Genomic DNA, 15,263 nt, shown 5'->3' with positions numbered 1-15,263 from the left:
AGCCTCCGGTTAAGGAGGCTAAAAAAGGAAGGTCACTGTTAACTTTCGTGCAAATAGCAACGAACAAAGTGGTTCTCGGACAGTTGCGTGACCTTAGGGAGTTGCTCTTTACATTTATCAGTCACTTGTTGGCATCGACCTGCAAATGGGCATCCAAAAGATTCTGGCGTCCATAAAGGAATTTCCCCTTTATTTCCTGCAAGCTTAGTATGGATTGATTTTGCTGGATCGGGCACAGCAGAGACTAATAATTGGGTATATGGATGTTGTGGGTTTGCGATAACCTCATCGGTATCTCCCCATTCCACCATATGCCCTACGTACATGACCGCAATGTCTTCGGCAATATAACGAGCGGTGGCAATATCGTGCGTGATGTATAACAGAGACATTTGTTTTTCAAACTTCATCTCTTCCATCAAGTTCAAAACACCGGCGCGTATTGATACATCCAGCATCGAGGTTGGCTCATCGGCCAACACCACCTCAGCACCGACAGCAATGTTTCTTGCCAAATTGACACGTTGACGCTGTCCGCCAGATAACTGATGGGGGAACTTAGCCGCGGTTTCTTTTGGCGGAATCAGTCCCACTTGCTCTAAAAGATCGTGCACTCGTTCTTCGAGCTCTTTTTTATTGCCCGGAGTGACTTTTTTATGGATCAACAGCGGCCTAGCAATATGGTGAAAAATATTATGGGTTGGGTTTAATGACCCAAACGGGTCTTGCCATACCATCTGCACGCCTTCACGGTAGTGCATCAAATCATTTTTCTTTTTGATGGTTTGAATATCGCGTCCACGGTATTCGATACAGCCGTCAGTCGGCGGGTACATTTTCGCTATCATTTTAGCGGTAGTGGATTTGCCTGAACCCGATTCACCTACCACAGATAAGCCGCGACTTTTGTACATTTTGAACGATACGTCGTTAATGGCGCGCATCATTGGGTTTTTCAGTGCATTACTACTCACAGGAAAGTCTTTAACTAGATTTTTGCCTTCAATGAGTAATTCGCCAGTTGGTTTGCTCATGTTACTTCTCCGAATACGTCTTGTTAGCGTTAGCTGACTTTTTGCTGTGCAATGGGTTCACCAAATAAATGACAGTTAGAAAAACGTTGTGCTTCGATTTGGCGCAACTGAGTTTCTGTTTGTCTACACATTGGCGTCACTTGAGAGCAGCGAGCTTGAAAGCGGCATCCTTGTGGAATTTCTAATAAATTCAATGGATTGCCCGGTATTCCCGTTAACTTGGTTTTTGGCCCTGTTAACGGTGGGAAAGAACTGCCCAAACCTTGCGTGTAAGGATGAAAAGGGTTTTCCAGTATTTGCTTAGCCGGCGCTACTTCAATCAGTTCGCCTGAGTACATAATTCCGATGCGATCGGAGAACTCAACCATTAAGGATAAATCGTGAGTGATGAATAAAATCGAAAATCCAAACTCTTCTTTTAGGGCGTAGATTTTTTGCAATATTTCACGTTGCACCACCACATCCAGCGCCGTAGTAGGCTCATCCATGATGATCATTTTCGGGTTGAGCGCTAGCGCAATTGCAATCACTAAGCGTTGACGCATACCACCAGAAAACTGGTGCGGATAGTCACTTAGACGGCTAGGGTGAATGTCGACAATTTCCAACAAACCTTCCGCGCGTTTTAGTGCCTGTTTGCGACTCATTGTTGTGTGGTGCATGAGCACGTCACAAAACTGCTCAGAGATCGGCAATACTGGGTTTAAGGCATTCATAGCACTTTGGAATACCATCGACATTTCATTCCAGCGAAACGCCTGCATGCTTTTATCGCTGTATTGCAGAATATCTTCACCGTTAAAGATGACTTCTCCGCCAGTGATAAATGCAGGTGGCTTATGTAAGCGCATCAGTGAAAATGCCACGGTGGATTTACCACAGCCAGACTCACCGGCAAGGCCAAATACTTCACCCGGAGCAATGTCAAAGCTGACGTTGTTACACGCGCGAACGTCACCGGCATCAGTAATGTAATCTACACACAGATTACGAACAGAAATTAGTGGATTACTCATGATTGTTCTCCGTGTACTACTTGACGGTTTGCGAGTTCTTCTGGTTGAGGTTTACGCACTTTTTTATCTTGCGTAGCAAGCTTCTTCCAGCGACGCATTCCTTTGTGAGAGCGAAGTTGCGGGTTAGCAATTTCATCAACCGCAAAGTTAAGCAGTGCCAGTCCTGTGACCAATAAGGTTAAGGCCATACAAGGGGCTAATAGCTCCCACCATGCACCAATAAGCATTGAAGATGAGGTTTGTACGTTGTACAGCATGATGCCCCAACTAATGGTGTTTGGATCGCCCATACCTAAGAAGGAAATTGTTGCTTCCATCATTACCGCGTACATGACTGAACCGATGAAACTTGCACCTACAATGGAGATTAAGTTAGGTAAAATTTCCACAAAGATAATTCTAAATGAAGACTCACCCAGCACTTCTGCCGCTTTCACGAACTCTTTTTCACGCAGTGCGAGAGTTTGCGAACGAACCACCCTTGCTCCCCAAGCCCAAGAGGTGAAACCGATTATGAGGGCAATGGTCAGAGGCCCCGCTTCCCCGATAAAGGCGGCTACCACAAACAGCAATGGATACTGAGGGATGACCAACATTATGTTCATGGCTGCGGTGAGAAATTCATCCACTTTGCCACCAAAGTAGCCGGCAGAAATTCCGATAATGGTTGCTAAGAAACACACGGTTAATCCTGCGCCAAAGCCAACGGCTAACGATACGCGTGCGCCATAGGCAATTTGCGCCCAGACATCACGGCCCATACGAGTTGTGCCAAGGGTATGCTCTGCATCTTTTGACATGCGTAAGGTGCGTTTGTCATCAGCAAAATTGGTTGCAATCCAACCATCAGGGTTGTTTTGCGCCGCTTTTACTATCATGCCTGGATACTCGTGCGGATTACCGGTACGTTTATCGGGCGCATGTTGGGTGATAAGAGGTGCCGCCAGTGCGATAAATAAGAAAGCGCTTAATATCACCACTCCGATCATCGCCACCGTATTGCCACGAACTAGCTTTAATATGTTTTTCATCTTATTTACCTCCCTTACGTAGGCGAGGATCTAACAGCACATACAGCATGTCTGCGAGTAGGTTAAAGAACAGCATGAACAAGGTCATGATTAATAATTGCCCTTGCAGTACTTGGTAGTCACGCGAGGTAATTGCGTTAAATAGGACCGTCCCTAGTCCTGGGTAATTAAATATGATTTCGATGATAAGCTGGCCACCGATAGCCATACCTAAAGACATTGAAAGGGCGGTAACACTTGGCAATAGTGCGTTACGTGCCGCGTAGTTAAATACCACTCTGTTTTCGCTCAGGCCTTTGCCTTTTGCCATAGTGATATAGTCTTCAGAAAGTAAATTGATCATGTTGTTACGCATGTTTACTAGGAATCCGCCAATCTGCACCAGCGAGGCACAAACCAGAGGCAATACCGCATGATAGGCGACGTTTTTGATGAACTCCCAGCTGGTCCAATCGGGAGTGACACCAGCGGTATAAGCGTAACCTGTAGGGAACCACTTTAAGCCAATCGCGAAGATAAACATCGCGAGCATGGCAATAACTACCTGCGGCACCGCTTGAATAATGAGCATGCCCGGAGTGATAAAGGTGTCGTATTTGCTGCCTCGTTTCCATGCGGCAAAAATGCCAAGAATGGAACCGATAGAAAACGAAAGAATAACGGCGGTTCCGGCTAGGAATAAAGACCAACCAAAAGCACCACTAAGTAATTCATTCACGCTTAACGGATAAAATTTAATAGAAGTTCCTAGCTCCCAGCTAAGAATGCTCTTCATGTAAGTGAAGTATTGAACCCAAAGCGGCCCATCAACAAAACCAAGCAGTTGGCGCATCGCTTCAATACGTTCTGGAGTAACTTGGGCTGTTGCGTTAGCGAACATCATGGTAACTGGGTCACCGGGCATTGCTCGCGGAATAATGAAATTGATAGTAGCGGCCACTAATAGCGCTATAAAGTAGAACGACAAACGTCTTAGAAAATATCCCATACCTACACCTTAACTATCCGATTTATTGTCCATATATCGAATAAAATCCACCCGTTGAGTGAAAGAATCCCTAACGCAATCGCGTCATAATTATTGTTAACTTTAAAGGGTAATGATGGCGCACCAGGAGGTGCGCCATTTAGAGGTCAATTACTTGACAGGTTTTAAATCTAGTACGTGGAGTAAGCGCTCAGGGATACCGGCCCAAATGTTTGGACGACCTTGTGCGTTATCTTGAGTCCACCAACCCGTGAATCGAGTTGTGTTGTACTGATAGTTACTTGCGCCAGATAGAACAGGAATCGTTACTTGGTTTTCAGCAATGATGCGCTGAATGCTGTGAGCGATTTCTAACTGCTTGTTCTTGTCTGCTGTTTTGTAGAAGCTGTTAAGTAGGTTATCTAGCTCAGCATTCTTGTAGAAGTGCATTGCAAAGCGAGGCATGCCGCTACCTTCTTGCAGTGCTGAGTTATAAGCACTGTTCCAGTACAAGTGTGGATCGGCACCGTGGAAGTAGTTGGTGTAAGCCACGTCATAGGTTGCGTCTAGCATTGCTTGGTTGTATACCGCAAACTCAGGTGTACGAGCGCGAGACTTGATGCCTACTTCGTTTAGCTGCTCTACAGAAAGCTGTACAGTGTTGTTAAAGTCAGTCCAACCATTTGGCGATTGGATTAGCAATTCAAAAGATTTGCCAGACGGAGTTTCAACAAAACCATCACCATCAAGGTCTTTATAACCTGATTCTTTCAGTAGCTTTTTAGCTTCTTCTGGGTTGTAAGTATTGAATTTCTGATACTTCTTATGCACATTTTCGTCAGACCATGCTTCAAATGCGTAACCAAGACCTGAACCGAAGTCATTGATAGTACCCGCACCGTAGAATGCGATATCGATGATAGTTTGACGGTCGATAGCCATGCCCATTGCACGACGGAAGTTCACATCAGTTAATGCTTCATTCTTAGCTGGATCTGGGTTTTTAAAGTTAACGACCAGTGATTGAGTACCTGCTGGCGGGTACCAGTAACCGTGATTAGGGTTCACAGCTTTGTAGGTACGGTCGATGTCAGGGATAAACGCCGAAGTCCAATCTAGCTCAGAGTTAACGATTTTGCTTAGCAACTGATCGTTGTTAGCAATTTGGGGAACACGTAGACAATCTACATCTAGGTTATCTGCATCCCAGTAATTAGGGTTAGCACACTGGATGTAAAGTTGCGGAGTAAAGGTATCAATTTCAGTGAATGGTCCTGAGCCTACAGGGTTTTCATTGGTGAAAGACGTTGGATCTTCGACTTTAGACCAAACATGCTTAGGTACTACAGGCACTTTAGAAATTTCGTATGGCACATTTGAGTTACCTTCCGTAAGAACGAAACGTACTTCATGGTCGTTTACTTTTTCTACTTTGCTTACCCACTTGTTGATACCTGTTTGGTCCAACGCGGTATTGTTCTTGATAAGCTCGAAAGAGAAAACAACATCATCTGCCGAGAATGCTTTGCCATCTGACCATTTCACGCCCTTACGGATATCAAAAGTCACGCTTTTTAGATCATCAGCCATAGCAAAGTTTTCCGCTAGACGCATAACAGGGGTGTTGCCGTGCATCTCATTGAAAACGACTAAAGGCTCATAGATGAAGTCAGTGGTAGTACGAAGATTCGTCGCTAGATAAGGGTTAAAGTTGCGAACCATTGTAGGGTAAAAATCAGGTACGATAGTCAGTTCCGATCTTGCGATTGCTGGAGCTGATATGGCGGTGGCCGCTGTTGCGATTACTACTGTAGCAAGAGCTGTTTTTTTTATATTAGCAAGCATGTTATATCCTTTGTCTCTGTTTGCTTCTTATTATTAAGTAACCAAATTTGATTACCTAGGTTACGGCTTTTACAGTGCCATCCAATGACTCTATGTTTTTACTTATAGGGTATGATGTATCTCGAAGAACCATTGGTTAACGCTAGAATTATCTTTCAAACTAAGATCGTCAATTTACATTCCCGTCAAAAACGTTAAAACAGCGTCAATTGCTGTTAAAAACGTTAAAACAATTATATTTTCAACACATTGCATATTGATGTTATTTCTTTGGATTTGTCTTTTTTGTTGTCTTATGTGAGTGCTTACTATTCTTCTGTTTCTTTTTAAATAAGCTTATCGCTACGCTTTCGTATTGATGTGACTTTGCAAGGAGCAGCAAGTGCGACTTTATTTGTTGGTTAAAAATACAGCGTACAATTTGTTGTGAGTGTGCTCGCATATTCAAATAAAAGCGCAATTATGAATGAGTTTTAAGAATGGATTTATCTAAATTTGCTAACAGACAGGTTCTTTTTTTAGTGTGTAAAAAAAGAGCCTGTCGCTTAATTAAGGAAGAATGTTGCCGTTGAGGTTACTGAGAAACGATATGCTGTAATTGCTCACGTAGCTCTAGCAGTTGTGCTCGCTGTGCATTGTCGTTATCGCTATTGGCTAGGATAAAGTCTAATGAATTGAGTACCGTGCGCCAGCGAGGCGTTTTAGGTAAAGTTTCAACTCTTAGATATTTATCTAAGGTGCGAGTTTGTAGGGTGCTTCTGTCTAGATACACTCGCCACAAGCCACTTTGTTCAGCAAAAGTAAACTTGCTGTTGCCTTGATGGCTATCCCAATACTCCAATGCACTCGACATGCAATCCACCAACAGCTGACGCATATTTTCTTGTTTGCTCTCTTTGTCATAGTGCATCATTTTCACTAAGCCAGAGAACTCATCTCCAAGCTCTTTGAGCTGCTCTAACTGGGATTTATCGCCGGCAAAGGCGTAATTGGCTAGCGCATCTAATGCGACCTCAAGGTTATTGATTCTTTGGTTTGCTTCATCAGGGCTAAAGTTAAAGATGATCATACCGCGAAGCCCAGTTTCTAGAGGCAGAGTAAAGATATCACTGGCGATCACTTGCTTAGTTCCACCGACGAATAAATCAATATTGACGCTGCGATGTGGCTGATCAAATTGCAGATATTTTGGCGCAATAAACTCTTCTATTTGCGAGCGTTTTATCTGCTCACTAGAGCGCTTAAAGAGGTCGATGGCGGTTTTATTGGCAAAGGTTATCTTGTGGCTTTCATTGATGCAGATGATGGCCTCTGGGGTGCTTTCTAATTGCTCTAGCAATTTAGCTTGAGTTTCCAATAGCAAAGATTCGACCTTTTCCCTTTGCATTAATTCCGCGTTTAGAGATTCATTCTCTTGCTTACGCTCCTCAGAAAGGCTGGCATCAATGTGCACTTGAATACGCGCAGACAACTCTTGTTTATTGAAAGGTTTAACTAAGTAGTCGTTAGCGCCACATTCAAAGCCTTTGATCTTATCTTCATTTTGTCCAAGCGCGGTGAGCATAATGATGGGAAGTTCATTGTAGGAATACAGCTCGCGTAAGTACTTACATACCTCAAATCCGCTGAGCTCTGGCATCATGATATCGAGTAGTAAAATATCAGGCTTTTCTTGCGCGATGATATCGAGTACCTGTCGCCCATTGGTAGCGCTAATTACGCTATAACCTTCAATGCGTAAAAAGCTTTCCAGTACTTTTAAATTAACCGGCTCATCATCAGCAATTAACACTCGTTTACCGTTGCTGTTATTGAGTTGAGGCTGTGAAGGCTCTTCAAATAAGATGTCTTCACGGGTGTAGTGTACCACTTCTCGATTGCTATCAAAGGCTTGCAGTTGTTCTTCATTGGCAAGCGGAAGGCGCATAGTAAAGGTGGTGCCTAGCATAGGCTGACTGCTGACGCTAAGCTCGCCATGCATGATTTCTATCAATTGTTTACTGATGGATAAACCTAGTCCCGTACCTTGATGGTAACTCGTTGAATGCCCTTGGATCAGCGGCTCAAAGATATGTTCAAGATCCTCTTGAGCAATGCCATGCCCGGTATCGATAACTTGCACTTTCAAGGCATCACCATCGGGCTCGGCGGTCAAAATGATTTTGCCTTCGTTGGTAAACTTCATCGCGTTACCCACGAGGTTATATAGGATTTGCTCTAATCTTTGTGGATCTGCGCTGACCATAGGCAGATCATCACCAATTTGATTAATAATACGCACCGGTTTCTTATCAATTAAATGCTTAGAGAGTTCGATCACCAATTGTGATGTTAAAGCCAGAGATACCGCCATTGACTCAAGCTTTAATTGTCCGTACTGCATTTTGTGATAATCCAAAAGATCATCCACCAAGTTCGACAGTCTATGCCCGCTATTGATGATAATTTCTAATTGATAGCGTTGCGCCGCAGGGATGCTGCCATGAGCCTCACCTATGATGGCTTGTGCAACACCAATCATGCCGTGTAGAGGGGTGCGTAGTTCGTGAGATGTCGTGGCAAGAAACTCATCTTTTAACTTATCTGCTCGCTGCAACTCTTTGTTTTGAATGGCAATGGTTTCTAAGTTGTAGGCGAGCTCTTTGTTTTGTTGATGGATAAGATCAATTTTCTCTCGAATCGATCGCTGCATACGCTCAAAGCTAATCGCAAGGCGACCTATTTCATCTTCGTGCTCGGTACCTTCAACGTGCTCATTAAGATCACCGGTAGAGATACGCTCTGCTGTCCATGCCAATTTGAGTAGCGGACGAGTAATGAAGTTCGACAAATAATGTGAGCAAATGACAATGCCGACAGTCACGCTCAGTACGATAAATAAAAAGATAGAGTAGAGTTTATTCACCCGAGAAAAGGCGATGTTTTCGGGTGTCTCCGCAATAACCGCCCATTTCAAATCGTGAATATAAAGAGGCGAATAAGCGGCAATCATGCTTTGGCCTTTGGCGTTAGAATAGGTTTCAACTTGGTTGATCCCTTGCAGTGCTTTTTCGGTGATAAAACTGCTTTTTTCTACGTTTTTAGCGGCAGTTTGAGTTAAGAGTTTATGCGATTCATCAATCAATAATAGCTTGGGATAGCCGCTATTGGTGTTGTCGATCAGGTGCGTTAAAGAGGAGAGTGGTAAGCGGAAAAATGCATAGCTGTGCAGGTATCCCTGCTGCACGATAGGGGCGGCAAACCAAGCGACTTCTTTATCATCATGAGAGTTTGAGTCCTTGGCAAAATCGCTCATTAGTACAATATCATTGTATTTATCGAAGGTGTTTTTATTGGTTTTTACGTAACTCTTTAATCGTTGAAATAACACACCTAAGTTGCTGTCTTTATAAGGCCCAGTATTTAAATTGGTAGAATAGTAATTATGTTTTTGCACTGAATAGGCGACATTACCATCGAGATCTACCAAGGCAAGATCGTCAAAATCAGAACGCTGTAACAGACTTTGATAGGTTGAGTGATAGCGAGTATGTAATAGTTGATAGCGCCTTACGCTAAGGTAATTGCTGTTTTCTTTAGCGGTTTGCGCATTGACCTTATCTCCAGAACCTGGAATGTATTGCTGCTGACCAATTAGTCGAGATGTCTCAATATCAGGGCCTAGGCGTCGAAAAGAGTCAATCAACCCGTAAAAACGTCCACCACTGGCATAAGCAAGTTCGGAATGAACAAAACCAATCACTTCTGAGTCTAGGTTTTTGACGTAGGCGGTTACTTGAGTGGTGGTGCCATCTCTCATCGAAGTTAAATAGGTTTTGCTCTGCTCTTGAAGATCTTCAATATGAGATTGAAGAAAAAAGAACGCAATGAGCAGCATTGGGGGAAGGCTAACCAACAAAAAGGCACCCATTAAGGTACTTTTCAGTCGTTTAAACTTTGGTCGAGAGGGATGTTTTGACATAAGGTACGGATTTAAGCCCTGATAATAAGATCACCATTGCTGAAATGTACTAGCCAATTAAAGTGAGGCAAGCAAACGCTTAGAAAAGCGTGTTGCCTCACACAGTTTTATTATTTCGTTGCGTGATAGATCGCGAACTTATTGGTTTTATTTAGAGTGTCACAATTGCCAAATGCACTTTCAATTATCGGTGGATACTTTAAAAAGCTATTGGCAACAATCAATAACTTACCATTTCTTGAAAGATGCTTGGGAGCCTCTTTTAAAAGTGTTTCCGTTGCGCTGTAGCTAGTGTCTAAACCTGAATGAAAAGGAGGGTTGCTGACAATAAATTGATAGTCTTTGCTAGCTTGTGAGTAGACGTCGGTGGCAAACACTTTACCTGTAATGCCGTTCGCGTCTAGGGTGCGTTTACTGGATTCCACAGCAAATGCGCTCACATCGCACATCTCTAATTCAATATTCGGGTTTTGCAATGCCATTGCCGCGCCGATGATGCCAGCGCCACAGCCAAAGTCTAATACCTTGCCGCTAAGTTTTGGTAAGTTGGCCAGCAGTAGTTTAGTGCCTAAATCAAATTCACCATGGCTAAATACGCCCGGTAAACTTTGCACTTCTAAAGATAGCCCGGCTAATTCCACTGGATAAGATTTGAAGTAACTGTCGACATTAAAGTGTTGTGGAGGTGTTTGGATGACTCCTGCATAAAAAGAGCAGCGTCTGGCTGAGTCATACTTCGTCATTGGGCCAAAGTTGGCGAACATTTTTTCAATGCTCTTTACCCCAGAGCGGTTTTCGCCGACCACGATTACTTCGGTTTCTGGTGCCAGTTTGCTGAGCATCATATCCAATAGATATTGCGCTTCACTTTTGGCTTTTGGCCAGTACAGTAATAGTAAATTGGCATCGTTAGCATTATTAAATTCAATGCCAAACTGACTGTCTACGCCAATACCTTGCATCTGCTGATGGTAGCCGTAGTGGGTGGTAAATACGGTGACCGATTCCGCGTGTTGCAGCAGTTGTTTTGGAAACTGATCTTCAGTTTCACCTGCGATAACGATGCGTTTACCTGCAAAGTAAGCAAGTTGACGTTCGGCGATTTGACTTGGGGCGGTGTAGACACTCATATTTTACTCTTACTAGTTGTTATCTTGCTTATCAAGGAAGTCGTTAAACTCCTCTTCATACATGGTGAACAGTACCATAGTAATGGCGAAGATCAGCGGGCCGTAGATTAAACCAATTAAGCCGAAAACATGCAAACCGCCAAGCAAAGAAAAGAAGATCATTAAGGTATTCATGCCAGCGCTGCCCTGCATCAGCAGTGGACGCAAGATGTTGTCGATAGAGCCAACCACAGCTACAGACCAGATCAATAGGAATATCGCCCAACCAGTATCGCCAATCAACAGCAAATACAAACAAGCAGGAATCCAAATCAGCGCGGTGCCAATCACAGGCACAAACGAGGCAAAGCCCATCATAGTACCCCAAAATAGTCCGGGGAAGCCCACCAGCCACATGGCAAACCCGCCGGCAACACCTTGCGCTATTGCGGTCAGAAACGAGCCCATGACTGCCGATTTAGAGACTTTTTCTATCTCATCAAGCAATCGGTCTTCTTGAGAGCGTGATAGCGGGATGATATGACGCATGGCTGAGATGATTCGCTCATGGTCGCGCAGTAAGAAAAACAGCACGAATAACATCAAACCAAAGTTCATCAAAAAGCTGGTGGCACTGCCGACCACAGAAGCGCTAATGCCGACCAAATGTGTTCCAAAGGAACTGGCAAGCTCGGCAACTTTCTGTGCAATCTCAGCAGGCTCTAAGGTATCAAATGGCAGGTAGCTATTGGCAAAATTAAATATTTTGACGATAAAGGGTTGTGAGAGCAGATCTTGTACGCCGCCGTCCGATACCCAATGGTACACCCCTTGAGAAAAAGAAGAGCCTTGTTGGACGATGGCGGTAAAAACCAATAGTAATGGAATAACAATAATGACGGTAAGAATCACGCACGACAGTAGCGCCGAGGTATTTCTCATGCTCGGCATTTTCTTGTCTAGACGTTCATGGATAGGGAACATCAACAGCGAAATAATAAATGCCATCACAATGGAATTCACATACGGTCTTATTAAGACAAAACAAGCATACGCAAAAAACAGTAAAGCGATAATTAACAGCCACTGGCTGGAGGTAAGCTGAATTCTTCTAGGCACGTTAAACCGACTACTTATTAGTGTTTGTGAAGATAAATCATAGCGTTATGCAACTTGAATCGCTACAAATAAAAAAAGGAGCCTTGCGGCTCCTCTTAAACAAAACAGCAGAAGTGTTAAGCGGCGAGAGCGGCAAAACAGCGATCAGCTGCAGCTAATGTTTGTTCAATATCTTCATCGGTATGCGAAAGTGACGTAAAGCTGGCTTCAAAAGCAGAAGGAGCAAGGTATACGCCTTCTTCAAGCATTAAGTGGAAGAAACGCTTAAATTGCTCAACGTCGCACTTCGCCACTTCTTCATAGCAAGTCACTTGTGCTTGGTCAGTAAAGAAGAAACCAAACATACCACCCACTTGGCTAACCAGTAGCGGAATACCGTGCTTGTCCGCTTTAGTTTTAAAGCCTGCGGCTAATTTTGCAGTGATTTCGTTAAGACGCTCTGCATTGCCCGCTTGTGAAAGCTGAGTCAAACATGCGTAGCCCGCGGCCATAGCAATTGGGTTACCTGACAGCGTACCTGCTTGGTAGACAGGGCCGGTTGGCGCAATATGCTGCATGACATCTTTACGGCCACCAAAAGCGCCGACAGGCATGCCACCACCAATCACTTTACCTAGAGTGGTTAAGTCAGGTTTTACCTTGTAGTGAGCTTGTGCACAGCCCAATGCTACGCGAAAGCCGGTCATGACTTCATCAAAAATCAGTAGTGCGCCATTTTGGTCGCAGATATCACGCAGACCTTGTAGGAAACCTGCAACTGGTGGAATGCAGTTCATATTGCCAGCTACTGGCTCAACAATGATGCAAGAAATTTGCTCAGGGTTAGCATCAAACAGTGCTTGTACCGATTCAAGGTTATTAAAAGTGGCAGTTAAAGTGTGTTTTGCAAAATCTTCAGGTACGCCAGGAGAGCTTGGTTGTCCAAGAGTTAGAGCGCCAGAACCTGCTTTTACCAATAGGCTATCAGCATGACCGTGGTAGCAACCTTCAAATTTCATGATTTTGTCACGGCCAGTGTAGCCACGAGCGAGACGAATTGCGCTCATGGTCGCTTCAGTGCCTGAGCTCACCATACGCAGTTGTTCCATAGAAGGAACTAGCGATGAAACTAGCTTAGCCATATTGATTTCAAGCTCGGTTGGCGCACCAAAACTTAGACCACGTTGCGCCGCTTCAACAACCGCATCACGGATAGCGCTGTTGTTGTGACCTAAAATCATAGGTCCCCAAGAGCCTACATAATCGATATACGCTTTATCGTCAGCGTCATAAATACGGCATCCATCTGCTCGTTCAATGAACAGGGGAGAACCGCCTACACCGTTGAAAGCTCGTACTGGAGAGTTTACGCCACCGGGAATAATGGCTTGGGCTTGTTGATAAAGTGCTTCTGACTTGCTCATTTAGAGGATCCTTGCTTTTCGAATAGCATTTTGAGAATGACAGCATTGTAATAAATATTGCTGACAAGTCTAACGCTTGTGTCGCACTATTAGGTTAAGTACAAAGATTACAATACTTGAACACTTTGCTCAGGTATTACATAATCAGCAGATCAAAACCGCTATTTTTAGCGGCTACATCGAATAAAGAGAGGTCTCGGTGAGCGAATTAAATGTCCCTTTGAATTTTTCTGACGCAGCAGCAGCTCGCGTTAAAGTATTGATTACAGAGGAAGAAAACCCAGAACTTAAACTACGAGTGTACATCACTGGTGGTGGTTGTAGCGGTTTTCAATACGGCTTTACCTTCGATGAAAAGGTAAATGAAGGCGATGCCATTATTGTTAAAGATGAAGTGACTTTAGTGGTCGATCCTATGTCTTTACAGTATCTAATTGGTGGTACGGTTGATTATACCGAAGGTTTAGAAGGTGCACGCTTTTTCATCAACAACCCTAATGCCACAACAACCTGTGGTTGTGGAGCTTCATTTAGCGTGTGATCCCTCCCTCAGTAATGACAGGCAAATATCGGTACACTGATCTTTAGCAAAGGTGTGCCGTAAAACAATGTGGCAAGGTCGCCCGTTGGTAATTAAAAGGATTTAATTATGCCGTTACAAAGGACCAGGCAGCTGTTTGCTCAGTATCCTTGGATTATCTCACTTATTCTCATTATTGCTTTGGGCGCTTGGCTTTTAGTCGGTGTGCTTGGTGATAAGTCATCTACCGCAACACCCCCTGAATCTTCTTCTGCAAATACCACGAATACTTCAGCAAGTAACGATCAAGCTGTGCCACTGGCAAAAGTGGTGGTGTCTCACTTTAAAGCAGAGCCCATAGCTAAAAAAATAGATCTGTATGGACGCACTGCGCCCAATCGTGATGTTGAGTTAAGCGCAGAGTTGGCAGGCAAAATTGACCAATTAAAAGTGCGCAAAGGTGAAGTGGTCAAGCGTGGTCAAATTATTGCGACCATAGATAAAGGGGATCTAGATATCCAGTTAGAGCGCGCTACTGCGCTATTACGGGTAAAACAAAAAGAGCTCAATGCTGCCACTACCTTAAAAAAACGCGGTTTACAGAACGAAGTTGCTTTTACTAACGCTGAAGCTGAATTAGCCAATGCCAAAGCAAGCGTCGCCAACGTAAAATTGGGGCTTAAAAACAGCATTATTCGTGCGCCGTTTGCCGGGGTTATTGATCGTTTACACGTTGAACTCGGTGATTATGTAGCGCGAGGGGATCAAGTCGCGCATCTTATCGATCTTGATAAGTTAGTGATTGAAGCCGACCTTAGTGAGCGCCATATTCAGCAGGTAAAACAGGGCAGTCGCGCCTATATCACCTTGCTTGGCGGTGAGAAAATTGAAGGCGTATTACGCTACGTTTCTCGCAATTCATCGGTGACCACCAACACTTTCCCTATCGAAATAGAAATTGCCAATAAAGCACAGCGACTCCCCTCTGGCGTGAGCGCAGAAGTGGAGCTAAAGCTTGCAACCAAAATGGCCGTCAAGGTAACGCCTGCCATGCTGGCGTTAAATGAAAAAGGTGAGCTAGGGGTGAAAACCCTGCAAGAAGATCACATTCGTTTTGTTGGCATCCAAATAGTCAAAGCCGAAAAAGAAGGGGTTTGGCTCAGTGGTTTGGGCGATAGCGTTGATATCGTCACCAAAGGACAAGGTTTTGTGCGCGATGGCGATCCTGTTATCGCCATCAAAGAATAGAGGGTAGAGT

At 44.1% G+C, this 15,263-nt stretch carries 11 protein-coding genes; 2 read left to right on the top strand and 9 right to left on the bottom strand.

The window, feature by feature from the left end; genetic code table 11:
- Positions 1 to 38 precede the first annotated feature (38 nt).
- From QV280_RS10215 to hemL, 9 genes are all read right to left on the bottom strand, one after another.
- Positions 39 to 1,034 carry an ABC transporter ATP-binding protein gene (locus QV280_RS10215; protein ID WP_023405295.1) on the bottom strand — a complete coding sequence of 332 codons (996 nt, stop codon included), beginning with the start codon at positions 1,032 to 1,034 and terminating at the stop codon, positions 39 to 41.
- A gap of 29 nt (positions 1,035 to 1,063) precedes the next feature.
- Positions 1,064 to 2,050, bottom strand: coding sequence for an ABC transporter ATP-binding protein (locus tag QV280_RS10210; protein WP_023405296.1), 987 nt, complete (start codon positions 2,048 to 2,050; stop codon positions 1,064 to 1,066).
- Positions 2,047 to 3,081, bottom strand: a complete 1,035-nt coding sequence (locus QV280_RS10205; protein WP_152819481.1) for an ABC transporter permease — start codon at positions 3,079 to 3,081, stop codon at positions 2,047 to 2,049. The genes QV280_RS10210 and QV280_RS10205 overlap by 4 nt, the downstream gene beginning before the upstream one ends.
- A 1-nt stretch (position 3,082) precedes the next feature.
- Entirely contained in the window at positions 3,083 to 4,069 is a 987-nt protein-coding gene (locus QV280_RS10200) for an ABC transporter permease (protein WP_152819482.1), read from the bottom strand.
- 150 nt (positions 4,070 to 4,219) lie between these two features.
- Positions 4,220 to 5,893: an ABC transporter substrate-binding protein gene (locus tag QV280_RS10195; RefSeq protein WP_023405299.1), complete on the bottom strand. Its 1,674-nt coding sequence runs from the start codon at positions 5,891 to 5,893 to the stop codon at positions 4,220 to 4,222.
- Between the two features lie 574 nt (positions 5,894 to 6,467).
- Positions 6,468 to 9,854: a response regulator gene (locus QV280_RS10190; protein WP_152819483.1), complete on the bottom strand. Its 3,387-nt coding sequence runs from the start codon at positions 9,852 to 9,854 to the stop codon at positions 6,468 to 6,470.
- A gap of 110 nt (positions 9,855 to 9,964) precedes the next feature.
- Complete coding sequence (gene rsmC, locus QV280_RS10185) at positions 9,965 to 10,984, bottom strand: 16S rRNA (guanine(1207)-N(2))-methyltransferase RsmC (protein ID WP_152819484.1); 1,020 nt, start codon at positions 10,982 to 10,984, stop codon at positions 9,965 to 9,967.
- Positions 10,985 to 10,996: 12 nt separating this feature from the next.
- Positions 10,997 to 12,082, bottom strand: coding sequence for an AI-2E family transporter (locus QV280_RS10180; protein ID WP_039971153.1), 1,086 nt, complete (start codon positions 12,080 to 12,082; stop codon positions 10,997 to 10,999).
- A gap of 116 nt (positions 12,083 to 12,198) precedes the next feature.
- A complete protein-coding gene (gene hemL / locus QV280_RS10175; protein WP_152819485.1) occupies positions 12,199 to 13,485 on the bottom strand; it encodes a glutamate-1-semialdehyde 2,1-aminomutase in 1,287 nt (428 codons plus the stop codon).
- A gap of 199 nt (positions 13,486 to 13,684) precedes the next feature.
- On the opposite strand from hemL, the gene erpA reads away from it, so the two are divergent.
- The gene (erpA, locus tag QV280_RS10170; RefSeq protein WP_023405304.1) at positions 13,685 to 14,026 is read left to right on the top strand and encodes an iron-sulfur cluster insertion protein ErpA; all 342 of its coding nucleotides are present in this window, start codon (positions 13,685 to 13,687) and stop codon (positions 14,024 to 14,026) included.
- A gap of 108 nt (positions 14,027 to 14,134) precedes the next feature.
- Entirely contained in the window at positions 14,135 to 15,253 is a 1,119-nt protein-coding gene (locus QV280_RS10165) for an efflux RND transporter periplasmic adaptor subunit (RefSeq protein ID WP_152819486.1), read from the top strand.
- Positions 15,254 to 15,263 lie beyond the last annotated feature (10 nt).

This window comes from Vibrio sp. B1Z05, assembly GCF_052955985.1.
The sequence above is the reverse complement of the archived record's forward strand: the minus strand, read 5'-3'. Positions and strand labels throughout refer to the sequence as shown.

Coding starts and splice junctions, on each gene's coding strand:
- QV280_RS10215 (WP_023405295.1), bottom strand. CDS start 1,034: ATGAGCAAACCAACTGGCGAATTACTCATTGAAGGCAAAAATCTAGTT.
- QV280_RS10210 (WP_023405296.1), bottom strand. CDS start 2,050: ATGAGTAATCCACTAATTTCTGTTCGTAATCTGTGTGTAGATTACATT.
- QV280_RS10205 (WP_152819481.1), bottom strand. CDS start 3,081: ATGAAAAACATATTAAAGCTAGTTCGTGGCAATACGGTGGCGATGATC.
- QV280_RS10200 (WP_152819482.1), bottom strand. CDS start 4,069: ATGGGATATTTTCTAAGACGTTTGTCGTTCTACTTTATAGCGCTATTA.
- QV280_RS10195 (WP_023405299.1), bottom strand. CDS start 5,893: ATGCTTGCTAATATAAAAAAAACAGCTCTTGCTACAGTAGTAATCGCA.
- QV280_RS10190 (WP_152819483.1), bottom strand. CDS start 9,854: ATGTCAAAACATCCCTCTCGACCAAAGTTTAAACGACTGAAAAGTACC.
- rsmC (WP_152819484.1), bottom strand. CDS start 10,984: ATGAGTGTCTACACCGCCCCAAGTCAAATCGCCGAACGTCAACTTGCT.
- hemL (WP_152819485.1), bottom strand. CDS start 13,485: ATGAGCAAGTCAGAAGCACTTTATCAACAAGCCCAAGCCATTATTCCC.
- QV280_RS10165 (WP_152819486.1), top strand. CDS start 14,135: ATGCCGTTACAAAGGACCAGGCAGCTGTTTGCTCAGTATCCTTGGATT.